The organism is Xanthomonas sp. 1678 (assembly GCF_031455575.1).
Classification (GTDB): domain Bacteria; phylum Pseudomonadota; class Gammaproteobacteria; order Xanthomonadales; family Xanthomonadaceae; genus Xanthomonas_A.
Genome location: NZ_JAVDSZ010000001.1, coordinates 614313 through 638516, shown reverse-complemented (window position 1 = coordinate 638516; position 24204 = coordinate 614313). Strand labels below are relative to the sequence as shown.

General features: G+C 70.1%; 18 protein-coding genes. 2 read left to right on the top strand and 16 right to left on the bottom strand.

The genetic code is table 11. The features are described 5' to 3' along the window. Positions 1-9: 9 nt before the first annotated feature. Both secG and tpiA read right to left on the bottom strand, forming a co-directional pair. Positions 10-444: a preprotein translocase subunit SecG gene (gene secG, locus J2Y70_RS02845; protein ID WP_309912997.1), complete on the bottom strand. Its 435-nt coding sequence runs from the start codon at positions 442-444 to the stop codon at positions 10-12. A 67-nt stretch (positions 445-511) separates the two neighbouring features. Beyond that, positions 512-1264 carry a triose-phosphate isomerase gene (tpiA, locus tag J2Y70_RS02840; protein WP_309912994.1) on the bottom strand — a complete coding sequence of 251 codons (753 nt, stop codon included), beginning with the start codon at positions 1262-1264 and terminating at the stop codon, positions 512-514. Between the two features lie 114 nt (positions 1265-1378). On the opposite strand from tpiA, the gene J2Y70_RS02835 reads away from it, so the two are divergent. Beyond that, complete coding sequence (locus J2Y70_RS02835) at positions 1379-2176, top strand: SDR family NAD(P)-dependent oxidoreductase (RefSeq protein WP_309912990.1); 798 nt, start codon at positions 1379-1381, stop codon at positions 2174-2176. Positions 2177-2293: 117 nt separating this feature from the next. Here the strand turns inward: J2Y70_RS02835 and J2Y70_RS02830 are convergent, their stop codons facing one another. From J2Y70_RS02830 to trpB, 6 genes are all read right to left on the bottom strand, one after another. Beyond that, the gene (locus J2Y70_RS02830; protein ID WP_309912987.1) at positions 2294-3232 is read right to left on the bottom strand and encodes a 2-oxoglutarate and iron-dependent oxygenase domain-containing protein; all 939 of its coding nucleotides are present in this window, start codon (positions 3230-3232) and stop codon (positions 2294-2296) included. A gap of 115 nt (positions 3233-3347) precedes the next feature. Continuing rightward, complete coding sequence (gene glmM / locus J2Y70_RS02825) at positions 3348-4697, bottom strand: phosphoglucosamine mutase (RefSeq protein ID WP_309912983.1); 1350 nt, start codon at positions 4695-4697, stop codon at positions 3348-3350. 142 nt (positions 4698-4839) lie between these two features. Continuing rightward, on the bottom strand, positions 4840-5730 hold the full coding sequence (gene accD, locus J2Y70_RS02820; protein ID WP_263397862.1) for an acetyl-CoA carboxylase, carboxyltransferase subunit beta: 891 nt from the start codon (positions 5728-5730) through the stop codon (positions 4840-4842). A 463-nt stretch (positions 5731-6193) separates the two neighbouring features. Further along, complete coding sequence (gene trpA / locus J2Y70_RS02815) at positions 6194-6997, bottom strand: tryptophan synthase subunit alpha (protein WP_309912979.1); 804 nt, start codon at positions 6995-6997, stop codon at positions 6194-6196. A 24-nt stretch (positions 6998-7021) separates the two neighbouring features. Beyond that, positions 7022-7255, bottom strand: coding sequence for a hypothetical protein (locus tag J2Y70_RS02810; RefSeq protein ID WP_309912976.1), 234 nt, complete (start codon positions 7253-7255; stop codon positions 7022-7024). A 3-nt stretch (positions 7256-7258) separates the two neighbouring features. Then, positions 7259-8476 (bottom strand): tryptophan synthase subunit beta, encoded by a 1218-nt coding sequence (trpB, locus tag J2Y70_RS02805; protein ID WP_309912974.1) that lies wholly within the window; start codon positions 8474-8476, stop codon positions 7259-7261. Between the two features lie 95 nt (positions 8477-8571). Between trpB and J2Y70_RS02800 the strand changes: the two genes are divergently transcribed. Further along, entirely contained in the window at positions 8572-9474 is a 903-nt protein-coding gene (locus J2Y70_RS02800; RefSeq protein ID WP_309912971.1) for a LysR family transcriptional regulator, read from the top strand. A gap of 290 nt (positions 9475-9764) precedes the next feature. Here J2Y70_RS02800 and J2Y70_RS02795 read toward each other — a convergent pair whose 3' ends face one another. From J2Y70_RS02795 to J2Y70_RS02760, 8 genes are all read right to left on the bottom strand, one after another. Continuing rightward, on the bottom strand, positions 9765-10862 hold the full coding sequence (locus J2Y70_RS02795) for a toxic anion resistance protein (protein WP_309912968.1): 1098 nt from the start codon (positions 10860-10862) through the stop codon (positions 9765-9767). Positions 10863-10906: 44 nt separating this feature from the next. Next, positions 10907-11644, bottom strand: a complete 738-nt coding sequence (locus J2Y70_RS02790; protein WP_309912965.1) for a hypothetical protein — start codon at positions 11642-11644, stop codon at positions 10907-10909. Beyond that, positions 11641-16992, bottom strand: coding sequence for a DNA repair ATPase (locus tag J2Y70_RS02785; protein ID WP_309912962.1), 5352 nt, complete (start codon positions 16990-16992; stop codon positions 11641-11643). Before J2Y70_RS02785 ends, J2Y70_RS02790 begins: the two co-directional genes overlap by 4 nt. A 124-nt stretch (positions 16993-17116) precedes the next feature. Further along, the gene (locus J2Y70_RS02780) at positions 17117-19117 is read right to left on the bottom strand and encodes a hypothetical protein (protein ID WP_309912959.1); all 2001 of its coding nucleotides are present in this window, start codon (positions 19115-19117) and stop codon (positions 17117-17119) included. Next, on the bottom strand, positions 19114-19803 hold the full coding sequence (locus J2Y70_RS02775) for a hypothetical protein (protein WP_309912957.1): 690 nt from the start codon (positions 19801-19803) through the stop codon (positions 19114-19116). Before J2Y70_RS02775 ends, J2Y70_RS02780 begins: the two co-directional genes overlap by 4 nt. Positions 19804-20083: 280 nt before the next feature. Further along, on the bottom strand, positions 20084-20746 hold the full coding sequence (locus J2Y70_RS02770; RefSeq protein WP_263397857.1) for a phosphoribosylanthranilate isomerase: 663 nt from the start codon (positions 20744-20746) through the stop codon (positions 20084-20086). Further along, positions 20743-21516, bottom strand: coding sequence for a tRNA pseudouridine(38-40) synthase TruA (gene truA / locus J2Y70_RS02765; RefSeq protein ID WP_263397856.1), 774 nt, complete (start codon positions 21514-21516; stop codon positions 20743-20745). Before truA ends, J2Y70_RS02770 begins: the two co-directional genes overlap by 4 nt. Positions 21517-21845: 329 nt before the next feature. Next, positions 21846-23864 (bottom strand): FimV/HubP family polar landmark protein, encoded by a 2019-nt coding sequence (locus J2Y70_RS02760; RefSeq protein WP_309912952.1) that lies wholly within the window; start codon positions 23862-23864, stop codon positions 21846-21848. Between the last annotated feature and the right edge of the window lie 340 nt (positions 23865-24204).

The window sequence follows — 24204 nt, the reverse complement described above, 5'->3', positions numbered from 1 at the left end:
TAACCGTCTTCAGTCTTTCTGCGACGGGGCAGGCGACTTTTGTTGTGCATTTTCCGGCGCCTGCGGCGCGGGCGGCGCAACGGCGGGTGCGGCGACCGGCGCGGTCGACGCCGGCGCCTGCGGGATCTGCAGCTCGCCGGCCGGCGCGGCCGGGGCCGGGGTCGCGGCCTGCGACATCACGCCGAGGTTGGCCTCGGCCGCCGGGCGCGCGCTGTGGCCGGCATACCAGGCCATGAACAGGCTGATGGCGAAGAACACCACCGCCAGCCACTTGGTCGACTTGGACAGGAAGTTGGACGCGCCGCGCGATCCGAACACGGTGCCGGACGCGCCCGCGCCGAACCCCGAACCCGCCGCCGCGCCGGAACCGCGCTGCATCAGGATCAGCGCGATCATCGCGATCGCCACCAGCACGTAGACCACATTGAGGATGACCATCAGCATTTCGAAATCCGTCCGGACTTAAGTACGACTTGAGTAGCGAGCGGCCGCCACCGCGGCGACCGTTCGGTTAACGGGCCGCCGCGCGCGCGATGGCCAGGAATTCCTCGGCGACCAACGATGCGCCACCGACCAGCCCTCCATCGACATCCGGCTGCGCGAACAGCTCTGCGGCGTTGTCGGGCTTGACGCTGCCCCCATACAGGAGCGGCAGCGAATCAGCGATTCTAGCATCGTGGGCGGCGACTTCGCCACGGATGAACGCGTGCACCGCCTGCGCCTGGGCCGGGCTGGCGGTGCGCCCGGTGCCGATCGCCCAGACCGGCTCATAGGCGATCACGGCCTTGGCGAAGCCCTGCACGCCGACCAGCGCCAGCACCGGCGCCAGCTGCGCGGCGATGACCGGTTCAGTCTGGCCGGCCTCCCGCTGTTCCAGGGTCTCGCCCACGCACAGGATCGGGATCAACCCGGCGTGCAGCGCGGCGGCGAACTTGCGCGCGACCAGTTCGCTGCTCTCGGCATGGTACTGGCGTCGCTCCGAATGCCCGACCAGGCCGTACTCGGCGCCGACGTCGACCAGCATCGCCGCCGAGACCTCGCCGGTGTAGGCGCCCTTCTCGTTGCTGCTCACGTCCTGCGCGCCGAAGCGCAGCGCATGGCCCTCGAAATCCTCGATCAGGTCGCCCAGGTAGGGCAGCGGCGGCAGGATCACCACCTCCACGCCGGCGGCGGGCAGGCCCGCGGCCACCTCCTGCACCAGCGCCGTGGCGAAATGGCGGTTGCCGTGCAGCTTCCAGTTTCCGGCTACGATCTTGCGTCGCATCGGCGCGTTCTCCGGCGAAAAAGTGCCGAAAGGATAGCCGATGCGCGGTGAGGCCCGGCTCCGCCGGCCTGCCTGCCCTCCCCCCCGCCCGCCGCCGATCCCTGCGAGACCCCCATGCCCCAGCCCTCCGGCCATGCCCTGATCACCGGCGCCTCCAGCGGCATCGGCCGCGAGATCGCCCGCGAATACGCCCGCCGCGGCGTGCCGCTGATCCTCAGCGCGCGGCGCGAGGCGCTATTGCAGGCGCTGGCCGAGGAACTGCGTGCGCAGGTGCCGGTGCAGATCGTGGTCGCCGACCTGGCCGACCCGGCGGCACCGGCCGCGCTGGTGGCCGAACTGGAACGGCGCGGCCTGGCGGTACGGATCCTGGTCAACAACGCCGGCTATGGCGTGCCGGGGCGCTTTCCCGACAGCGACTGGGCCACCCACGCCGCGTTCCTGCAGGTGATGGTCGGCGCGGTCTGCGAGCTGACCTGGCGCCTGCTGCCGGCACTGCGCGCCAGCGGCCACGGCCGCATCCTCAACGTCGCCTCGTTCGCCGCGCTGGTGCCCGGCGCCGACGGGCAGACCCTGTACTCGGCGGCGAAGAGCTTCATGCTGCGCTTCAGCGAATCGCTGGCGCTGGAGAACGCCGACCGCGGGGTCAAGGTCTGCGCGCTGTGCCCAGGCTTCACCTGGTCCGAATTCCACGACGTGACCGGCACCCGCGCGCAGATGGACAAGCTGCCACGCTGGGCCTGGCTACACGCCGACGCGGTCGCGCGTGCCGGCATCGACGGCGCCGAACACGGCCGCGTGCGGGTGGTGCCGGGGCTGTTCTACCGCGCCCTGCTGAGCCTGGTCGCGCTGTTGCCGAACGCCCTGCTGCTGCGGCTGATGCGCCGCGGCTCGCAGCGGATCAGGCCGTTGTGAAGCCGGGATTGGGGATTCGGAATTGGGGATTCGCAAAGGCGGGACGTACGCGCCGGACACAAATGCAACGCGGGAACCCGCTCTTGCGAATCCCCAATCCCGAATCCCCAATCCCTGCTATTTCAGCTTGATCTCGCGCAACCGCTCTTCCAGATAGCCCTGCGCGGTGATCGGCTCGGGATAGCGGCTGGGGTTGTCGGCGCTGACGCAGGACGGCAGCACGTCGATCAGGAAATCCGGGTTCGGATGCAGGAAGAACGGCACCGAGTAGCGCGGCTGGCGCGCCTGTTCGCCCGGCGGGTTGACCACGCGGTGGGTGGTCGAGGGATACACGTGGTTGGTCAGGCGCTGCAGCATGTCGCCGATGTTGACCACGATGGTGTCGGCGTCGGAGGTGAACGGCACCCACTCGCCCTGCTGCGACTTGACCTCCAGGCCGGCGGCGCTGGCGCCGACCAGCAGGGTGATCAGGTTGATGTCCTCGTGCGCGCCGGCGCGCACGTTGGGGATGTCGTCGGCGGTGATCGGCGGGTAGTGGATCGGGCGCAGGATCGAATTGCCCGAGTCGGTCTTGTCGGCGAAGTAGTGCTCGGGCAGGCCGATGTGCAGCGCCAGCGCGGCCAGCACGCGCGCGCCGAGCTGGTCCAGCGCCTGGTACAGGCCGTAGCCGTGCTCGCGGAAGCCCGGCACCTCGCTCGGCCACAGGTTCGGCGGCATCGCGTCGCGGTACCTGGAATCGTCGGGGATCTCGCGGCCGATGTGCCAGAACTCCTTCAGGTCGAAGTGCTTGGAGTCCTTGGCGGTTTCCACGCCGAAGGCGGTGTAGCCGCGCGCGCCGCCGCTGCCCGGCAGGTGGTACTTGCGCTTGACGTCCTCGGGCAGCGCGAAGAACGCCTTGAACACGCCGTAGGCCGCATCGATCTGCGCCTGCGCGATGCCGTGGTTGCGGATGCCGGCGAAGCCCCACTCGCGGTAGGCCGCGCCCAGTTCGGCGACGAAAGCGTCGCGGTCTTTGTCGAAGCGGGTGATGTCCAGGGTGGGGATGCGCGCAGTCATGGCGGAAACCGTAGTCGTCGTGAAAGGGAAACGCCGCGATCAGATCAGCAGGCGGTACAGCAGGTAGAAGGTGGCCATCTTGGCGATGACCACCGCAACGGCGATGACGAACGACTCACGCCGCGTCACGGACCGCCTCGGCGAGTCGTTCCAGCGTGTCCTGCATCAGCGTGGCGTCGTCGGCCTCGACCGTGACTCGCACCACCGGCTCGGTGCCGGACGGGCGCAGGAACGCGCGCCCGCGCCCCTGCACCGCCGCCTGCGCCGCGGCCAGCGCGGCCTGCACGCTGGCCGCCTCGGCCGGGCGCGCACCCTGCTGCAGGCGCACGTTGACGGTCTTCTGCGGCACCTTGTCCAGGCCCTGCAGCGCCTCGCGCAGGCTCTGCCGCGAGCGCTTGAGCACTTCCAGCACCTGCAGCGCGCTGACGATGGCGTCGCCAGTGGTGGCGCGATCCAGGCACAGCATGTGCCCGGAGGTCTCGCCGCCGAGCACGCCGCCCTGCTCGACCAGCGCCTGGTGCACGTAGCGGTCGCCGACCTTGACCCGCAGGAACGGCAGCTGCAGCGCGGCCAGGGCCTTTTCCAGCCCGTAGTTGGTCATCAGTGTGCCGACCACCGGCCCGCGCAGGCGGCCACTGGCCTGCCAGCCGCGCGCCAGCACGTACAGCAGGTCGTCGCCGTCGACCGGATTGCCCTGGTCGTCGGCCATCAGCACGCGGTCGCCATCGCCGTCGAAGGCGATGCCCAGCTGCGCGCCATGGCCGCGCACGTTGCTGGCGAGGTTGTCGATGTGCATCGAACCGACCCCGGCGTTGATGTTGAGCCCGTCCGGCGCGGCGCCGATGGCGATCACCTCGGCGCCCAGTTCGCGGAACAGCAGCGGCGCGATGTGGTAGGTCGCGCCGTGCGCGCAGTCCAGCACCACTTTGAGCCCACGCAGGTCGAAGCCGCGTGGCACGCTGGCCTTGCAGAACTCGATGTAGCGGCCGATCGCATCGCGCGCGCGCATCGCCTTGCCCAGCCGCTCGGATTCCACGGTGGCGAACGGCGCATCGAGCGCCGCTTCGATCGCGCTCTCGGTGGCGTCGTCGAGTTTCTCGCCCTCGGCGGAGAAGAACTTGATGCCGTTGTCGTAGTGCGGATTGTGCGAGGCGCTGATCACGATGCCGGCGTCGGCGCCGAGCGTGCGGGTCAGGAACGCCACCGCCGGCGTCGGCATCGGCCCGAGCAGTTGCACGTCGGCACCGGCGGCAACCAGTCCGGCCTCCAGCGCCGATTCGAACATGTAGCCGGAAATGCGCGTGTCCTTGCCGATCACCACCGTCGGCCGCGCATTGCCTGCGCTGCCGGCGCCGAGCACGCGGCCCAGCGCGTTGCCCAGGCGCATCACGAAATCGGCGGAAATCGCGCCCTGCCCGACCCGGCCGCGAATGCCGTCGGTGCCGAAGTATTTGCGCGAGCTCATGCGGACGGGACTCGGGACTCGGGACTCGGGACTCGGTCAAAGCCGGAGACATCCAGGGATCCAGAGAAATGAGCACCTGCCGCGCAATACGTCCGTTGCGCCGGGCCACGAGTCCCGAGTCCCGAGTCCCGGGTCCCGGCCGTCATACCACCACCTCGGTCTTCGCCGGCGCCGGCTGGCGCATCATCATTGCCAGCAGTTCGGACAGGCGGTCGCGCAGTTCGCGGCGGTCGCAGATCTGGTCGATGGCGCCGTGCTCGAGCAGAAACTCCGAGCGCTGAAAGCCTTCCGGCAGGGTCTCGCGCACGGTCTGCTCGATTACCCGCGGGCCGGCGAAGCCGATCAGCGCGTGCGGTTCGGCGATGTTGATGTCGCCGAGCATCGCGAAGCTGGCCGAGACGCCGCCGGTGGTCGGGTGGGTCAGCACCGACACGTACGGCAGGCCGGCCTCGCGCAGGCGCCCGAGCGCGGCCGAGGTCTTGGCCATCTGCATCAGCGACAACAGGCCTTCCTGCATGCGCGCGCCGCCGCTGGCGGAGAAGCACACGAACGGCGCGCCGATCTGCAGCGCGGTCTCCGCGGCCAGCGCGAAGCGCTCGCCGACCACCGAGCCCATCGAGCCGCCCATGAAGGCGAAGTCGAACGAGGCGGCGACCAGCGGCTGCGCCTTGAGCAGGCCCTGCATCGCGATCAGCGCGTCGTACTCGCCGGTGCTCTTCTGCGAGATCTTGATGCGTTCGCTGTACTTCTTCTGGTCCTTGAACTTCAGCGCGTCGGTCGGACCCAGGCGCGCGCCGATCTCGGTCGGCGTGGTGTCCGGGTCGAACAGCGCCGCCAGCCGCGCGCGCGCGCGGATCGCCATGTGGTGGCCGCACTTCGGGCACACCTCCAGGTTCTCCTCCAGCTCCGGCCGGTACAGCACGGCGCTGCAGTTGGGGCATTTCTCCCACAGGCCTTCGGGAACGCTGCGCTTCTTGCTGGGCGTGCTATCGGTGCGGATGCCGGAGGGCATCAATTTGCTGAGCCAACTCATGCGGAATGACGATCCAGTCGCGCGGCCCGCCGGGCCGCCAAGGGGCGACAGTCTAGCGCGCCGCGGCAAACGGCGCCGCAGGCACGCCCCGATGCCGACGCAACGGACGCGGCCGCCACGCGCTGCGCTGCAGCAATCGATCGGCGTCCGCAGGCCGCCGGGCATGGGCGGCTTCGCCGTCCAGAGACGCGGCAGCGAGCGGATTCTTCACCACGGAAGCGACTTCATCGCAGGGCGGCGCCATGACCGCCGGCTGCGACCCGCGATGTGAGGAAATCGTCGCGGCTGAAAGTCCTTCTCTACAGGGCTCCCGGAACGTCGCGCCGAGCATGTTCACAAGGGGCTCGGCGTCCTATTGGCGCCGCATCGTCACCTGGGCGCACCGTGCCGCAGCCTCACGGACCGCCTCACGACGGATTGCGGCTCCGCGACCGCCGCACACTGGCCGCATCCGCCGCGCGTGTCAGGCCCGGTCCAGTGCCGCGCGCAGCGGCGCCAGGAACGCCAGCGCGCGTTCGCGCACCGCGTCCAGGGTCGTTGCCTCGGCCAGCGCCGCGACCAGCGCGCTGCCGACCACCACCCCGTCGGCGTCCACCGCCATGGCCTTGGCGCTGGCGGCGTCCTTGATCCCGAACCCGGCCACCACCGGCACCGTCGAGCGCGCGCGCAGCTGGCGCAGGCGATCGCCGGCGGCGCGGGTGTCGAGGTGGTCGGCGCCGGTCACGCCGGCGAAGCTGACGTAGTACAGGTAACCGCGCGCCGCATCGCACAGCAGGCCGATGCGCGCGTCGCCGGTGGTCGGCGAGGCCAGCACGATCAGGTCCAGGCCGGCCGCGGTGAAGATCGCCAGGGTCTCGGCCGATTCTTCCGGCGGCAGGTCGACCAGCAGCACGCCGTCCACGCCGGCGGCCACCGCTTCGTCGGCGAAACGCGCGGTGCCGTGGATCTCGACCGGGTTGAGGTAGCCCATCAGCACCACCGGCGTGGTTGCGTCGTCGCGGCGGAACGCGCTGACCGTTTCCAGCACGTAGGCCAGGCCGGCACCGCGCGCCAGCGCGCGCTCGGAACTGCGCTGGATGGTGGGGCCGTCGGCCATCGGATCGGAGAACGGCACGCCGAGCTCGATCACGTCGGCGCCGGCCTCGACCAGCGCATGCATCGCCGGCACCGTCGCCTCCAGCGACGGATCGCCGGCGGTGAGAAAGGGAATCAGCGCCTTGCGCGATTGCGTGCGCAGGCGGGCGAAGGTTTGGTCGATGCGGCGCATGAGGAGTCCAGGCAATGGTGAGGATCAATCGGTTGGCGGCGAATCGGGCCATGCGCTGCAGGCCAGCATGTGCCGCGGCAGCTCCGCCAGCGCCTGCTCTGGCGCTTCCACATCGAAGCTATCCACGCAGCAACCGCAACCGGTGTTTTCGGAACAGGTACGCAGGTCGCCGCGCCAGCGATCCAGCCAGTCGAGCAGCAGGTCCTGCTCGCCCGGCGCGTCGATCTCGGCAATCAGCGTCGCGCGTACCCAGCGCATCGCTCAGATCTGCATGCCGTCGCGCGCGGCGATGGTGTGCACGTCCTTGTCGCCACGACCGGACAGATTGCACAGCACCAGCGCGTCCTTGGGCAGGTCGCGCGCCAGCTTGATCGACTGCGCCACCGCGTGGCTGGATTCGAGCGCGGCCAGGATGCCCTCGGTGTGCGCCAGGAGGTGGAACGCGGCCAGCGCCTCGTCGTCGGTGATGCCCTGGTAGACCGCGCGGCCGCTGTCGGACAGGAACGCGTGCTCGGGGCCGACGCCGGGATAGTCCAGGCCGGCGGACACCGAATGGGTCTCGGTGATCTGGCCGTCGTCGTCGCAGATCACGTAGGTGCGGTTGCCGTGCAGCACGCCCGGGCGGCCGGCGGCGATCGAGGCGGCGTGGCGGCCGCTGGCGATGCCGTCGCCGGCGGCTTCGGCGCCGTAGATCTTCACCCCGGCATCGTTGAGGAAGGCATGGAACAGGCCGATGGCGTTGCTGCCGCCGCCGACGCAGGCGCTGATCGCGTCCGGCAGGCGGCCGTAGTCTTCCAGCATCTGCGCGCGCGCTTCGCGGCCGACGATGGCGTTGAAGTCGCGCACCATGCGCGGATACGGATCCGGGCCGGCGACGGTGCCGATGATGTAGAAGGTGTCCTGCACATTGGTCACCCAGTCGCGCATCGCCTCGTTCAGCGCGTCCTTGAGCGTGGCCGAGCCGGAGGTCACCGGCACCACCCTGGCGCCGAGCAACTGCATCCGGTAGACGTTGATCTTCTGCCGCTCGATGTCGGTGGCGCCCATGTACACCACGCACTCCAGGCCCAGCCGCGCGGCCACCGTGGCGCTGGCCACGCCGTGCTGGCCGGCGCCGGTCTCGGCGATGATGCGGGTCTTGCCCATGCGGCTGGCCAGCAGCGCCTGGCCGATGGTGTTGTTGATCTTGTGCGCGCCGGTGTGATTCAGGTCCTCGCGCTTGAGCAGGATCTGCGCCCCGCCCACTTCGCGGCTGAGCCGCTCGGCGTGGTAGATCGGGCTGGGGCGGCCGACGTAGTGCTTGAGGTCCTTGTCGTACTCGGCGATGAAGGCCGGATCCTGGCGCGCCTGGTCGTAGGCGGCGGCCAGTTCCTGCAGCGGCCCGATCAGGGTCTCGGCGACGAAGCGGCCGCCGTAGCGGCCGAAGTGGCCGCTGGCGTCGGGATAGGCGTGGAAGTCGCTGATGGGGACGGAGGACATGGCGATCGCAGGCAGCAGGACAGGCCCGCACTTTAGCGCACGCGTCGCCCGGCAAAAACCGATAAAGTCTGAGCCTATCCGTCAGGAAATCTCACATGTCCAACCTGCGCCGCCTGCCCTCGCTGAACGCGCTGCGCGCATTCGAGGCCGCCGCGCGGCTGCGCAGCGTCGGCGCCGCGGCGGCCGAGCTGCATGTCACCCACGGCGCGGTCAGCCGTCAGATCCGGCTGCTGGAGGAGGAACTGGGGCTGGCGCTGCTGCAGCGCGAAGGGCGCGGCATCCGCCCGACCGCGGCCGGCGAGCGGCTGCGCGACGCGGCCGGCGGCGCCTTCGCGCAACTGCAGGACGCGGTGGCCGAACTGCGCCGTCCCTCGCGCGCCAGTGCCCTGGTGCTGGGCTGCCCGGGCAGCATCCTGGCACGCTGGATGATTCCGCGGTTGCAGGCGCTGCAGCGCGACCTGCCCGAACTGACCCTGCACCTGTCCGCGCACGAGGGCGACTTCGCCGCCGACCTGGACGGCCTGGACGCCGCCCTGCTGCTCGGCCAGGCGCCATGGCCGGACGGCTGGCAGGTGCACGTGCTGGCGCCGGAGCGGATCGGCCCGGTACTCAGCCCCGCCCTGCCGCAGGCGCAGGCGCTGGCGGCGGGCCCGCCGTCGGCGCTGCTGCAGCAGCCGCTGCTGCACACCGCCTCGCGCCCGCAGGCGTGGCCGGCGTGGGCGCAGGCGCATGGCGTGGACGCCACCGCACTGCATTACGGCACCGGATTCGAACACCTGTACTACCTGCTCGAAGCCGCGCTGGCCGGCATCGGCGTGGCGATCGCGCCGCAGCCGCTGGTCGCCGACGACCTGGCCAACGGACGCCTGCTGGCGCCGTGGGGCTTCGCCGAGACTGGCGGGCAGTGGGCGCTGTGTGCGCGCCGGGGCCGCCAGGATCCGCGCGTGGACGCGCTGGCGGGCTGGCTGGCCGGCGAACTGCGGCGCGACGGCAGCTGAGGGCGTCAGTGTCCGTTCGCGGCAAGGCTCGGCACTCCTTGTCGGTCAATGCCACTGGCGGCACACCGTCGCGGACAAGGCGCAGGCCGACCGCGCGTGCTCGGAGCGCAATTGCGGCACGCCGACTGGCGCCGGCCGCTTCGTCGGCACGTCTGCAATGGCCGCTGGGGGCGGCATGCCCTCGGTCGCCGCAGCATGGCAGCGGCTGCGGCCGGGCTCGCGCGCAGTCGCAGGCGCAGCAGGCCGTTGCGCGCCGGAACGTCGCCGACGTCGCCTGCGTGGCCGCCGCGTCAGCCGCCCGGGGTCGGCGCGGCCAGGCGTCGTTGCAGGTCGTCGCGCAACCGGCTCAGTTCGGTTTCGGCGCTGCGCCGCTGCTGCATGCCGTCGCGATGGATCTCGCGCACTTCCTCCACCGTGGCGATCAGTTGCTCGTGCACGTGGCGCAGCGTGTCCATGTCGATCACCGCGCGCTGGTTGGCGCGCGCCGTCTCCACCGAGGTCTGCCGCATCAGGTCGGCGTTGCGGCGCATGATGTCGTTGGTCGCATCGTCGATGGCATTGGACAGCGCCGCCGCGTTCTGCTGCTCGCTCAGCGACAGCTGGATCGCAAACTGGCGCTTCCACGACGGGATGGTGATGTCGCGCACCGTGTTGAACTTCTCGATCAGCTGCAGCGCATTGGCCTGGATCAGGCGGATCATCGGCAGCGACTGGTCGGCCGCATGCTGCATCACCTGCAGGTCGCCGACGCGCTTGTCGAGCAGGCGGACGGCGGTATCGATCTCGGCGCGCTGGCCGCGCGCCTGCGGGTCGTCCTGGTCCGCCAGCGCCAGGTGCTGTTGCTGCAGTTCGGCCAGCCGCAGCTTGCCGGCAGCGACGTGCAGGCCCAGCTCGCGGCGCTCGGCCTGCACCATCTGGTGCATGCGGTCGAACTCGCCCACGCGCTGGCTCAGGCTCGCCTGCTGCGCGCCGACATCGCGCAGCAACTGTTCGATCTGGCGGTTGGTGTCGCTGAACTTCTGCACCAGTTCGTCCTTGGACGCGCGCAGCCGGTCGATCAGGCCCCCGATCAGCGGCACCCGCGAACGCTCGCCGAGCTGGTCCAGCTTGAGCGCGCGCGCGATGCGCACGACTTCGCCGAGCTTGTCGCCGGTGGCCTCGAGATCGCGGTTGCGCACCTGGTCCAGCAACTGGCTGGAGAACGCGGCGGTATGCGCGGCAACCTCGGTCCCGAACAGATGCAGGCTGCCAGGTGCGAGTTCGCGCAGGCCCTGCGCCAGCGTGGCGATCTGTTCGCGATCGTCGGCCACCAGGCCCAGCGCCTTGAGCTCGGCCTCGTCGGGCTGCATCGGCACCACCTGCGGCATCAGCGGATGTTCCTGGGTCATCGTTGTTCTCCTTCGATAGCGGTACGCGGCGGCGGGTCGCAGGCTCAGCGCAGTCTAGCCCGCATGGCCTGGACTTCGGCCAGGATGTGCTGCTGCGCCTGCCCGGCGCGGGTGGCGTGCTGCGCGCCGTGGGCCGCCTGTACCGCCGACGCGGCCTGGCGCCATGCCGGCAGCAGCACGTCGCGGATGTGCCGGTAGCGTTGCGACAGTTCCCTGCCCTGCTGCTCCAGCAGCCGCCATTGCGCCGCTTCCAATTGCCAGGTGGCGACGACGCGACGCAGATGGTCGAGGCGGCGGCTCCAGGCCTCGCCCAGCGCCGCGGCGCCGGCCGCTGCCGCTGCCGATGCGGGCGCGGCCGCGGCGCCGATCCAGCGCTCGAGCGCGGCCATGCCGGCCTCGGCGAGATCGGCCATCGCGGCGTGCGCGTCGATGGCGAGCTGCAGGCGCGTGGCGTGCTGGTCGGCGCGCAGGAGCACCACGCCAAGCTGGGCATGCAGGGTCTCGGCCTCGGCCTGCCGTTCCAGGTCGCGGCCGAACAGGCGCCCGAGCACGCCGCTGTCGCGGCGGATGCGTTGCGGGTCGAGCGCCTGCAGCGCCTGCTGGATCTGCTCCAGTTCGCGCACCAGCGCCGCGCCGGCATCGGACCCGGCCACCTGCACCGCCAGCGCACGTGCGACCGCATCCAGCAGCGGCGCCGCATAGCCTGCCGCGGCCTGCGCATCGCCCACCGCGTGCGGCGCGGCGGGCGGCTCAGGCAGCTCCGGGACAGCGTGGCCGCTCACGCCGGGCCAGGCTCGGCGTCGTCGCCGCGCGCGGCCGCATCGCCGTAGAAATGCCGTGATAGCGCTTCGTCGAGTTGGCGTTCGGCCAAGGTGCGCGGCCGCCGCACGCGCGGTGCGGCGGCGGCCGCCGGCGCCGGCTCGCGCAGATAGGCGCGCATCGCCTCGACCAGCGCGGCCAGCGCCTGCCCGGTCTGCGCCTGGCTATCGTGCGAGCGCGCCAAGGCCTCCAGCAGCGGCTGCAGCTGCAGCTGCGGCGTCGCCGGCACCGTGGGCGGCAGCGGCGCCGGCACCGGCGGGGCGTCGGACAGCGCGGCGCGTTCGCGGTCGCGTTCAGCCAGCACCTGCCGCAGCAGCGCCAGCATCTGCTCCCAGCGCTGTTGCGCCGATTCGGGTTCGGCGCGCAGCACTTGCAGGCCGCTGGCGATGTCGGCCAACTGCGCCACCATGCGTCCGCCGACATCGGCCTCGTCCGCGCCCATCGCCTTGTTGCGCAGGAAGTCGCGCTTGATCTGCTCCCAGCGCGCCAGTTCCTCGGCCGCCATCAGGCCACGCAGTTCGGCCAGCTTGAGCAGGTTTTCCTCGGCGCCGCTGGTCAGCAGTTGCGCCTCGCCCAGGTAGTGGTCGGAGATCAGCTGCTGCAGCTCGGCCTCGTTCATCACCGGCGAGATCTTCTCCGCCAGCTTGTTCATGTTGCGGTAGCTGCCCTGCAGCCGGAACGGCGGCTCGCTGCGGTAGCGATCATCCTGCGCGGCGCTGGCGATGTACTGCTGGTTGACCCGGTAGACCACGTCGCGCACGCGCAGCATGCGCTGCAGGGTGGCGACGATCTCGTTGATTTCCGCACCGCTGTAGGCGTGACTCAAGGCGTTGGTGGAGATCTCCTTGCCGCGGGCGCGCTCGACCAGCAGGTACAGATCGGCCAGCTCGCGCGTGGCCAACGGCGCCAGCACCGGATTGGAGGTCAGGCTGTTCTCGATGTAGCTGAGCACGAACGCGTCCTCCATGCCGCCGAGCACGTCGCCGAGGTTGTAGACGTCGGCGCGATTGGCCAGCATGTCCGGAATCTTGAACACCTCGCCGGACTCGGTGTACGGATTGCCGGCCATCACCACGCAGAACTTCTTGCCGCGCATGTCGTAGGTGCGCGTGCGCCCCTTCCAGACGCCTTCGATGCGGCGGGTGCCGTCGCACAGCGAGATGAACTTCTGCAGGAACTCAGGATGGGTGTGCTGGATGTCGTCGACATACAGCATGGTGTTGTTGCCCATCTCCAGCGCCAGGTTGAGCTTGAGCAGTTCCTGCCGCGAGGTGGCGTCCGGCGCCTGTGCCGGATCCAGCGAACGCACCGCGTGCCCCAGCGCCGGACCGTTGATCTTCATGAAGACCAGGCCGAGACGGCTGGCCACGTATTCCATCAGCGTGGTCTTGCCGTAGCCCGGCGGCGAGATCATCAGCAACAGGCCCATCAGGTCGCTGCGCTTGTTCTCGCCGACGGTGCCCATCTGCTTGGCGAGGTTGTCGCCGATCACGCCCAGATAGACCTCGTTGATCAGCTTGTTGCGCACGAACGAGGACAGCGGCCTGGCCTTGAACTCGGACAGGCGCAACTGCTCGCGCTCGCGCACGATGACCTGCTGGCGCAACGCCTGGTAGTGGCGGAAGCCGGGCACGAAGGTCTGTTCGTGGCGGTGCAGGCGCGCCAGGAAATCGTCGATGGCGATGGTCAGGCGGCCGCCCTGGATGCGCGGATGCTCGCCGAGCAATCCCTCCACCGTGGTCATCAGCAGCACATCGCTGTGCTGGCTGCGCAGCCGCGACGCCAGCAGCACGATCGCCACGGCTTCCGGCACGTAGCCGGAATAGGCGACGAAGCGCTGATCCTGGCACAGGCCCTGCAGCCAGTGGCTGGCCAGCGCCCAGCCGGCGGCGAGCTCGCCGCGCACGCGCTCCAGCGAGCGGTCGAAGTCCTCGCGCAGGCCCGCCTCGCCAAGCCGCGCATGCAAGGCGTCGAGCAACTCGCGCGCGTGGCGGCTGAGCGGGAAGGTCGGCTCGCCCAGCGCCAGCTCGGCGGCCAGGTAGGCGGCAGCGGCCGCTGCATGGTCGGCATCGACGGGCAGCAAGCTGTCTTCGACGAACCGCTGCAGCGCCTGCTGCATCTCTGCCTGCAGCGCCTGACGGCCCTGCTCCGCGCCGAACAGGCGGAAGATCGCATCGGCGCCGGCCTGGCGCGCGACCCATGCCGCGACGGCGTCGTCGCGCTGGCGCTCGGCCCAGAACGCCATCGCCAGCGCGCGTGCGGCCGGCGCATGCACCAGCGTGCCGGCCGCCTGATGCAGAGGCAGCAAGGCCTGCAGAATGCGCGTGGCGTCGTGGTCGTGGATGCCGCGCTCGTAGCCTTCGCGGTAACGCGGCGCGGCGAAATCGCGCACGCTACGTGCCAGCGTCTCCGGCGCGGCGGCCTGCTGCAGCAGGCCAGGCAGGTCGAGTCCATCGCGACCGGCCAGTGCGGATTCCAGCAGGCTGCCGGCCAGGTATTCGCCGCGGTACAGGTCCGGCGATTCCGAATCCAGCGTCACCTGCCAATAGGCGCGCGTCGCCTCCAGCGCCTCGTCGTGCAGCGGCTCCAGGTAGTCGGTGCCGGTGAGGTGCAGCGCCAGTCCGTCCTCGCGCGGCAACAGGGTCAGATCCAGCGGCTGGGTATTGACGCTGAAGCGGTGCCGCGGGCCGAGCCGGACCACGTTGCCGCCTGATTCGAACAGCTCGCTGCGGTCTCGCAAGGCGCGCACCGCCTGGTCGCGCACGCCCTTCAGACGCGCCTCGACATCGTCGGCCTTGACGCTGTCGCGGTAGCCGCGCAGGCGCTCGGCCAGTTCGCGCAGCTTGAGGATCAGCGGATCGCCGGCGAAGAACGCGTTGAGCTCGTCGGCCGTGGCGAAGCGCTCGGTGCGCCGAGGCAGGCCGTCGAGAATGCGGGTGGCCGCGTCGAGCAGCGAGCGCGCCTTGCGCTGGCGCTCGTCGAGCAAGGCCTGCTTGTGCGTCTCGAACGCCTCGATCAGCTCCTCGCGCTTGCTGAGGATGTCGCCGAGGAACTGCTCGTGCTCGCCGAACTGACTCTCCAGCTCTTCCAGCTGCACCATCAGCCGCGACAACTGCTCGTCGGCGCGCTCGGGATCGGTGGACAGCGCCAGCGCACTGGTGATGGCCTGACCGAACAGCGCGAACTGCGCCGCGAACTGGGCCACGGTCTCGGCCGAGCCCAGCGTCTTGCGCCGCTGCTCGGCGCGGGCGCGTGCCTGGTTGAGCCGCGCATAGACTTCGGACAGGGTCTCGACCACGCGGGTGCGTGCGGTGGCGTCGTCGACCTTGAGCCCGGCCATCAGCTCGGAGAGCAGATCCAGATCGTTCGACAGCGCCTGCATCGCCTGCAGCTGCTCGGACAACGTGCGGGCGGTGGTGGCGGCCTGCGCCGCCGCGTCCAGTTCGGCCAGGCGCGCGTTCAACGGCGCCAGCGCGGTCTCGCTGCCGAGGAAGCGGCCTGTGGCCGCACCGATCGTGTCGTGCGCCTGCTGCAGCGCCGTCCCCATCGCATCGATCGTCTCGGTATCGATGTAGCGGTACTCGCGGATCGTCAGCAGATGCCCGCGCTGGGCGGCGATGGCATTGAGCGGCTCGACGAACTCCTGGATGCCGGTCCAGTTCTCCGGCTGCAGCCGCGCCAGCAGCGCCTTGTGCGCGGCGATGGCTTCGGTCATCGCCTGCTCGGACTGCTGGCGGATCGACAGCACCTTCTCGTACTCGTCGAGCACCGCTTCACCGGTGGCGCTGATGCCGCGCAGCACGCCCGCGAGACCGCCGCAGTATGCGTCGTCCAGCCAGTGGTGCGCATCGAACAGGCGCCGCGCGTCCTCGACCAGCAACTCGTAGCGCTGCACCGAGACCTCGTCGTGCTCGATCGCGCGCGCCAGCCCGAACAGATTGGAGATGCCGCGCACCAGTTCGGCATTGCCGATGCGGCCCAGGAAGCTGTTGCCCGGCGCGCGCCGGGCGGCGAATTCGTCGCTGCTGAACGGGGTCTGCCACACCTGCATCGGATGGATGCGGGTCGGCTCGGCACCCTCGGCATGGAACAGCACCATGCGCCCGTCCTGCAGCAACGCGTAGCCGTGACCGAACACCGGGTTCTGCAACGCGCGGCGGATGGTGTTGTAGACGAACAACGCCGACTTGCCGCCTTCGCGCTCGTAGAAGATGTACAGCACGTCCTCGCCGTTGGGCGAACGGATCGCGCGCTTGAACTGCATGCCGTCCATCGCCGCGTCGAAGGCCTTGTGGTCGCCGTTCTGCAGGTAATAGCCGCCGGGGAAGATGATGCCGTGGTCCTCGGGCAGCTGCACGCAGGCCTGCACGATGGCGTCGTTGCGCACGATGCGGCCGCTGAGCGTGTTGTAGATCAGCCCGCGCCATTGCGTCTCGCGGTACGGCAGCACCTTGAGCAGGACCAGGGTGCCGACCCGCGCGAAATCGAACTGCGCATCGTCCAGCGACTGGGTCTTGTCCTCGACCGGTTCGCTGTAGATGCCCTGCCCGGTCTCGGTGTTGTTCTCGACCTTGATCGTCAGGTCGCCGCCGATGGTCTCCACGAACAAGGTGTCGAGAATGTTCAGGTGCGAGTGGCGCCCGTTCACCGCCATCTCGCGAGTGGCGCGAACCCATTCGAAATCGAACGGCGGCGGCAGCGCGATGTCGCGCTCGCCGCGCGCGTCGATGTAGGTCAGCTCGCCGGCGCTGTCGATCGCCCAGCGGAACACGCGCACATCGGCGCTGCGTTCGCCGATCTGGAACGCCGCCAGCAGCTTGCCGCCGATGACGATCAGCTGCAGCAGCCGCGCGTGCTTGTAGTAGGCGTACAGCTCGCCGAAATCGTGCACGAAGCCGGCCTGGCCAAGGAAACTGCCGGCCACGTCGACCGGGCTGACGTCGTAGCCGTCGGCGCCTTCGACCAGCCGGTACAGCCCGAACACGTCCTCGATGCGGGTCTGGTTCTTGAGCCCGAGGAACACGTTGTAGCCGAACAGCAGCATGTCCTGGCCGACCTGCACGATGTCGCGGCCGACGCAATTGTTCTCGGTGCGGATGCGGAAGCGTCCGGCCACTTCGAGCCGGCTGTCGCCGAATTCCTGCAGACGCTGCGTGTTGAGCGCCTCGACCGCTTCCTGCAAGCGCGCGCCTTGTTCGACCAGACGCCGGCGCAGCACCTCGTAGGCGCCGCCCTGGGCGACGGCGTGGTCGACCTGGGACGGATTGCCGCCCTCGGACTGCGGATCGGTCGGGGATTGGGTTGCTGCCATCGTCAACGGCTCCTGCCGGCTTGCATACGCCCGGCGCGCGTCGCCACGCGCCGTCTCAACGGGGTCCGGCGGCACGCGGCCGCTGGTGGGCCGCGCTCCCGGCGCGGATCAGCCCAGGCTCAGGTCACGGAAGCGCAACGGGCAGCGCGCCGGCGCCATCGGGCGCCAGCCGCGGCGTCGCTGGTGCGTTGCGCTGCACGCCCAGGTAGCGCTGCATCAGGTCCTGCACGATCGGGCTCTTGTCGGCCAGACCTTCGATCGACTTGCCGAGCGAGACCGCCTTGATGAGGTTCTCGAACATGCCGCCGTCGCCGCCGACCAGGTCGATGTCGGCATTGCGCAACGCGCTGGCGATGACCTCGGCGTTTTCCTTGGACACTTCCTTGCCGGCCTCGATCGAGGCCAGCGCCTGCTTCAGGCTGGTGTCGAGCATCATGCGGAACTCCTCGTGGCCGCGCGCGGTGTCGCTGAGCGCGCCGATCGCCTCGAACTTGCGGGTCAGGCCTTCGGCCTCGGCGAACAGACGCTTCTCCACCACCACCGCTTCCGCCAAACCGATCGACTCGGTCGCGCTGGCCTTGGCCTTGCCCATCTGTTCCTCGCCCTGCGCCTTGGCCTGCAGCGTCTCGGCCAGCACGCGCGCATCGTTGCTGCCCTGCTTGAGGCTGGCGTCGGCCTTGGCCTCGATCACCCGCGCCTCGGCGATACCGACCTTCTCGATCGCCAGCGCCGACGCTTCCTTGACCTGCGCGTCGGCCAGGCCCGGGGCGGCCTTTTCGGCGCGCATGCCGTCGGCGAGCAGCTTCTTGGCTTCGGCCTGCTTGCCGGCGGCCTCGTGCTCGGCCTGCGCCAGCGTGGTGAGCTCGACCGCGCGATGCTTGGCCGCGGTCTCGCGCGCCTGTGCTTCCTTGACCTGGCGCACCAGCTGTTCCTGCGCCTTGGCCTCCGCGTCCAGGATCGTCACCTGCTTGTGCCGGTCGGCCTCGGCGACCTGGCGCACTTCCTTGATCCGCTCTTCTTCCTGCGCCACGGTCTTGTCGATGGCGATGCGTTCGCGGGTGATGTTGGCCACGTCCATCTTGCCGTTCTCGACCACCTTGTCACGCTCCACGCCCTGCAGCTGGACCTCGCGATCGGTGGTGACCTGCTCCAGTTGGCGCGCGCGCGCCACGCGCTCGACCTCGATGGCCACCGCGCGCTGGCGGTTCTGTTCGGCCACTTCGACCTCGCGCAAGCGGTTCTGCTCGCGGATGTCGATCAGCTGCTGCGCCTCGATGCGCGCGTTCTCCGACAGCTGGCGCTGCTCTTCCTGCACTTTCAGCGTCTCGGCCTGTTCGCGTGCGCGGATCGTGTCGACCTCGCGCTTCTGCCGCGCTTCCGCCTCGGCCTGCTGCCGCTCCAGCGCCAGCAGCGCCTCGCGCGCCTCCACGTTCTTCTTGGTGATCGCCAGCTTCTCGTTCTGCTCCAGCTCGTTGGTCACCACGTTCTGGGTGGCGGTGAGCTCGGTGATCTTGCGGATGCCCTCGGCGTCGAGGATGTTGTGCGGGTCCAGCAGCGACTTCGGGGTCTGCTCCAGATAGTCGATCGCCACGTCTTCAAGCACGTAGCCGTTGAGGTCGTTGCCGATCACCGCGATGATCTCGTCGCGGAATTCCTGGCGCTTCTCGAACAGCTCGGTGAAATGGAACTTCTTGCCGACCGTCTTCAGCGCCTCGGAGAACTTGGCATTGAACAGTTCGTCGACCGCATGCTTGTCCGACGCCCGGTCGGCGCCGATCGCCTTGGCCACGCGCAGCACGTCGGCCTGGGTCTCGTTGACGCGCAGGTAGAACGCCACGGCGATGTCGGCGCGCATGTTGTCTCGGCAGATCAGGCCTTCCTTGCCGCGGCGATCGACCTGCAGGGTGATCAGGCTAATCCGCATCAGCTCGGCGCGGTACAGCACCGGCACGATCAGCGCGCCGGTGAAATGCACCTTCGGCGTGGAACTCATGTCGTTGACGATCAACGCCACGCCCTGGTCCACCTTGCGGTAGAACGCCTTGAACAGGCCGGCCAACCCCAGCAGCAGCACCAGCAGGATGCCGACGCCGATCAGAAATGGCGCCATCGTCGCAAAACTCATCGGTGGATCTCCTTATCGCCCGCAATCAGGCTATGGGGTAACGGCAAACCCGGCTGGTCCAGCTCGCGGGCTATCAGGTAATGGTTGTGCTCGTGCACGTAGTCGACCAGCACGATGCGCTCGCCGCGCAGGTACTCGCTGCCGGCCGGCGCGCGCACCTGCAGGACCAGTCCCGCGCCACCGTCGTCGACGTTGGCAAAGCCGCTGCCGGCATCGGCGCGAGGCGAAGCGATCACCCCGACCTTGCCGAGCAGCGAGCGTTGCGCGACCGGTCGCAGCTTCAGCAACAGGCGGCGCAGCGGCCGCAGCATCCACGAGGTCAGCGGCACCGCCGGCACCAGCGCCAACAGCACGACGACGCTGCCCAGCCCCCAGCGCAAGCCGTCCGGCAACGCCTGCAGCAGGAACAGATGCACGAAATAGGTCGTCGTCCATGCCCAGAACGACAGCAAGGCCACGACCAGCATCAGCGGCGCGCCGCCCAGGCCGAGCCGCGCGAAGATGCCGGAAATGCCATGCAGGCCGTGGTCCGCGCCATGCGCGCCATCCAGATGCAGGTGCCCGTCGGTGGCGTGATGATCCGCAACGCCGGTCGCGGCCAGCACCCAATAGATCGCCGAGAACCCCAGCAGGATGCTGTACGGCAACGTGGGAAACCCCAGTGCGACGCTCAAGAACTCGGCCATCCCCTATCCATCCCTGTACGACAACGACGCACTGCAATGACGCGCGTGCGCATGTCGCTCCCTCATTCCTGTCGTTGGCGGCGCGCGCGATACGCGGCGCGGCATCGTCGACCCCTGGCCCGGATCATACGATAAAGAGATGACGGCACCCAGCGCAGTGCCAGCGCGCACCAGGGCGGCAACCGCACTCAGGCCACCCGGCGCTCCATCGAGCCGGCGGCCACCCGTCCATACCGCGGCGTACGCAGCTCGGACCACCCCTTTCCCTGCCGCAGTGCCTCTAGCAGTTGGTGTTCAACTCATGGCAGTCGGCGCGGCGCACTTCCTCGACGAACTTGCGCATCTTGTGGCCGTCCTTGATGCCTGGCTGGCTCTCGATGCCGCTGGAGACGTCGATGCCCCATGGCAGCGTCGCCACGATCGCGTCGAACACGTTGTCGGCGGTGATGCCGCCGGCAAGCAGGAACGGCCGGTGCAGGCCGGTCGGCAGGCGCGTCCAGTCGAAGGTCTTGCCGGAGCCGCCGCCCTCGCCCGGGGCATGGCTGTCGAACAGGAAGCCGGCCGCGTTCGGGTACTGCAGCTGCAGGGTGCGTGCATTGACGTCGCTGCCGCCCATCGGCACCGCCTTCAGGTACGGCAGGTTGAAGCCGCGGCAGAAGCCGTCGTCCTCGTCGCCATGGAACTGCAGCAGGGTCGGCCGCACCGTGCGCAGCACTTCGCGCACTTCGTCCTTGGGGTTGTCGCGAAACAGCGCGACCACGTCCACCATCGGCGAGGCGGCCTGGCGCATCGCGCGGGCTTCGGCCGGGGCGACCCGCCGCGGGCTGCCGTGCGCGAATATGAATCCCACCGAATCCACCCCAAGTTCGCCCGCCAGGCGGATGTCGCCGGCGCGGGTCATGCCGCAGAACTTGATGCGGGTGCGATACAGGGTTCGATTCATAGGGTGACCTCGGCCGGTAGCTTCCAGATGTCGGGGTAGAGGGGACCGACGAACACCAATCCCTGGGGCGGCGCGGTCGGGCCGGCGACGCTGCGGTCGCGCCCGGCAAGCAGTTCGCCGATCCAGGAAACCGGCTTGTCGCCTGTTCCTACCAAGATTAAGGACCCCACGATATTGCGCACCATGTGATGAAGGAATGCATTGGCCTGGACCTGGACCTCGACGACCTCGCCGATCCGGGTCACCGCGATCGACTGCAGCTCGCGGCGCGCATGCAGCGCCTGGCACTGGATGCTGCGGAATGCGCTGAAGTCCTGCTCGCCCAGCAGCGCCTGCGCCGCGGCGTGCATCGCCTCGGCCTGCAGCGGCCGCCGTTCCCAGCTCAGCGTCTGCCGGTACAGCGCCGGGCGCACCTGGCGGTTGAGCAGGCGGTAGCGGTAGCGCCGCGCGCGTGCGGAGAAGCGCGCATGGAAATCGTCCGCCGCCGGCACGCACCAGCGCACGCACACCGAGGCCGGCAGCCGTGCGGTGGCGCCGAGCATCCAGCCGCGCGGCGCGCGCGGCGCATCGCAATCGAAATGCACGACCTGGCATTCGCCGTGCACGCCGGCGTCGGTGCGTCCGGCGCAGACCACGCTCACCGGCGTATCGGCCACCGAAGACAACGCCGCCTGCAGCGCCGCCTGCACGCTCGGCCCACCCGATTCGCCGAGCTGCTGCCAGCCCTGGAACTCGCTGCCATCGTATTCCACGCCCAACGCATAGCGCATGGCGACCTACTCCGACACTACGTGCAGCGCGGATGCGAACGGCCAGGGCGCTGCGCTGTGGCGTGCGCGATGCCGCTGCGGCGCGCGCTGCCGAGCCGCGGGAGCGCTGGCCGGTCGCAGGTTCGACAGCGGCATGGAGATGCCAGCCGGTCGGCCGGCAGCGCCGACATCGCGCATGCGGCCGGCCTTGGCCAGGCAACGCGCCGCCGGCCGGGATCTTGCGCTGCGTGCCACCGGCAGCGTCCTGTCGAGGAGGTGTTCGCGCATCGTCGCATTCCCTGTCGAAGCAGGACGGCGGCGGCGCAGCCGCCGCACGCCGTCCGCGGGTCTCAGCCCAGGCGACCCAGCAGTTGCAGGGCCTCGGCACGTGCCGCCGGATCGCCGCCGGCCGCCACTTCGGTCAGCAGGGTGCGCGCGGTCTCGTTGTCGCCCAGGTCCATGTAGGCCACCGCCAGCTCCAGGCGTTCGCGGCCGATCGGCGGATAGGCCGGCGCCGGTTCGGCGACCGGTTCGGCGGTCGCCGGCAACTCCTCTTGGTGCCAGGTCGGTTCGTGGCGTGCCGCGGCGGCGGCGACCGGCGTCGGCGCCAGCACCGGCGGCGGCTGCCGCCATGGCTCGTCGGCGTCGGGCGATGCCTGCGGCGCAGGCGCGGCCTCGAGGTCGGAATGCGGCGCGACGTAAGGACGCTGCGCTGCCGGCATGTCGTCCGCGTCGTCGTGGCGCGGCGCATGGCCGGCCAGTTCGCGTTCGAACGCCTGGTCCTGATAGGCCGGATCCTGGTAGGTCCGGTCCGCGTCCGCGTCGTCTTCGGCCGCGTCGCGCGCATGTTCGTCCAGCGGCGGCAGGTCCGGCGCGTCCACCTCGCGATGCGCGACCACCGGCACCGCCGCGGCCAGTTCCGCCGTGTCGTAGCCATGCCGCGGCAGTGGCGGCAACGGCGAGGGCTTGCGCCGGCGCGACAGCAGCAGCGCACCGATGCCCAGCACCAGCAGCGCCAGCCCGCCCCACAGCCACAGCGGCCAGCCGTTGGACGCCGGCGTCGGCGCGGGTTGCGCCTGGGCCTGGGTCTGCCCGGCCTGGCCCAGGCGCTTCTGCGCCGCGGCCAGGTCGCTGTCCTTCAGCGCGATCAGTTGCTGCTGCTGGGCCTTGAGCTTTTCCAGCTGCTCGACCCGCGAGCGCAGTTCCTGGACCTCGGCATCGCGTGCCGCGAGGTCTTCGCGCGCCTGCTGCAATTGTTGAGTCGCCACCATGTCTCCCTCGTCGCCGGCACCGGTGCCGGACTTGGTTCCCGCGTTGTCGCGTTGCGCCGGCACCGCCGGCGCGATTTCCAGGCGTGCGCCCGATGCCCCAGTGGCGGTCGCGGCGGCCACCGGCTTGGCGGCGGCCGGCGCAGCGGCATCGGCCTGCTGCGCCTGTGCCGGTTGCGGCACCGGCGCGCGCGCCTGGCGCCACTGCGCGGCCTGCTCGCGGACGATGGCCGTGGCGGCGGCGGCATCGAGGCCGGCCAGTTCCTCCTGGCGCGGTGTGCGCAGCACCGCGCCCTGCTTGAGCAGGTTGACGTTGCCGCGGATGAACGCATCCGGATTGGCGCGCAGCAGCGCGACCATGGTCTGGTCCAGCGAATGGCCGCTGCCGCGCGCCAACTGCCCGGCGATCTGCGACAAGGTCTGTCCGCGCTGCACCGGGGCCAGCGCATCGCCGGGCGCGGCGACCGGGGCCGGCGCGCTGCGCACCGGCGCGGCGGGTGCGGCCGGCAGCGCCGGTGGCGGCGCCGGCGTACTGGCGGCCGGCGTCGGCGCCGGCAACGGTTCGCTGCGGACGATGCGGTCGGACGGCGCCGCGGCCGCCGGCGCGTCGATCGCCGGCGCATCGATCGCCGCGGCGGTGTTGGGCGCGTCGACCAGCGCCGAATATTCGCGGATCAACCGGCCCTGGCCCCAATCCACTTCGATCAGGAAGCTCAGCGACGGCACCTCGACCGGCATCCGGCTGCTGACGCGGATCACCGCGCGGCCCTGGTTGGTCTGGGCGAAGCGGAACTGCAGGTCGCCGACCAGGCCGTCCGGCCGCTGCAGCCCGACCCGGGCGAAGGTCGCCGGCGAGGCCAGCGCCACGCGCGCGTTCTCCAGTTCGCCGGGCTCGTTGGAAATCACCGGGATCTCGGCCAGGAACGGCTCGCCCGGCTTGGACAGCACGCGGATGTCGCCGAGCCCCAGGGCCAGCGCGGCCTGGCTGCAGGCCAGCAACAGCAGCGCGCACGCTGCGCGCCAGCCACGGCGCGGTCCGAATGCAATGGAAGTGCCGTCGCCGCCATGGCGGCGGCGGAAGAAGCGTGGTTGTAGGCGCATCACGCCCCTGCCCTTGGTGTCATGGCGTGCAATATAGCCGTTGCCCTTTGGATTGTGGCGTTCGTCTACGCGGCTGTGCGACGGAACCCGTGCAGTGACGCGCCGCCTTACTCCCTTCTCCCATCGGGAGAAGGTGCCCCGAAGGGGCGGATGAGGGTGAGGGTACGGGCGAAGCCTCATGGAATCGAAACAGTGCGAGGGCTTCGCCCCGTACCCTCACCCCCGACCCCTCTCCCGAAGGGAGAGGGGAGTCTGGGCTTCGCTTGTTGTGCTGCGCGCTCGGGCACCCTTCCCTTCTCCCACCGGGAGAAGGTGCCCCGAAGGGGCGGATGAGGGTACG

Bases quoted from the DNA above. Each gene is read 5' to 3' on its own strand.
- trpB (WP_309912974.1), bottom strand. From the start codon at position 8,476: ATGTCCTCCGTCCCCATCAGCGACTTCCACGCCTATCCCGACGCCAGC.
- J2Y70_RS02780 (WP_309912959.1), bottom strand. From the start codon at position 19,117: ATGAGTTTTGCGACGATGGCGCCATTTCTGATCGGCGTCGGCATCCTG.
- truA (WP_263397856.1), bottom strand. From the start codon at position 21,516: ATGCGCTATGCGTTGGGCGTGGAATACGATGGCAGCGAGTTCCAGGGC.
- J2Y70_RS02810 (WP_309912976.1), bottom strand. From the start codon at position 7,255: ATGCGCTGGGTACGCGCGACGCTGATTGCCGAGATCGACGCGCCGGGC.
- J2Y70_RS02795 (WP_309912968.1), bottom strand. From the start codon at position 10,862: ATGACCCAGGAACATCCGCTGATGCCGCAGGTGGTGCCGATGCAGCCC.
- tpiA (WP_309912994.1), bottom strand. From the start codon at position 1,264: ATGCGACGCAAGATCGTAGCCGGAAACTGGAAGCTGCACGGCAACCGC.
- J2Y70_RS02785 (WP_309912962.1), bottom strand. From the start codon at position 16,992: ATGGCAGCAACCCAATCCCCGACCGATCCGCAGTCCGAGGGCGGCAAT.
- J2Y70_RS02830 (WP_309912987.1), bottom strand. From the start codon at position 3,232: ATGACTGCGCGCATCCCCACCCTGGACATCACCCGCTTCGACAAAGAC.
- J2Y70_RS02770 (WP_263397857.1), bottom strand. From the start codon at position 20,746: ATGAATCGAACCCTGTATCGCACCCGCATCAAGTTCTGCGGCATGACC.
- J2Y70_RS02775 (WP_309912957.1), bottom strand. From the start codon at position 19,803: ATGGCCGAGTTCTTGAGCGTCGCACTGGGGTTTCCCACGTTGCCGTAC.
- J2Y70_RS02835 (WP_309912990.1), top strand. From the start codon at position 1,379: ATGCCCCAGCCCTCCGGCCATGCCCTGATCACCGGCGCCTCCAGCGGC.
- accD (WP_263397862.1), bottom strand. From the start codon at position 5,730: ATGAGTTGGCTCAGCAAATTGATGCCCTCCGGCATCCGCACCGATAGC.
- trpA (WP_309912979.1), bottom strand. From the start codon at position 6,997: ATGCGCCGCATCGACCAAACCTTCGCCCGCCTGCGCACGCAATCGCGC.
- J2Y70_RS02800 (WP_309912971.1), top strand. From the start codon at position 8,572: ATGTCCAACCTGCGCCGCCTGCCCTCGCTGAACGCGCTGCGCGCATTC.
- secG (WP_309912997.1), bottom strand. From the start codon at position 444: ATGCTGATGGTCATCCTCAATGTGGTCTACGTGCTGGTGGCGATCGCG.
- J2Y70_RS02760 (WP_309912952.1), bottom strand. From the start codon at position 23,864: ATGCGCCTACAACCACGCTTCTTCCGCCGCCGCCATGGCGGCGACGGC.
- glmM (WP_309912983.1), bottom strand. From the start codon at position 4,697: ATGAGCTCGCGCAAATACTTCGGCACCGACGGCATTCGCGGCCGGGTC.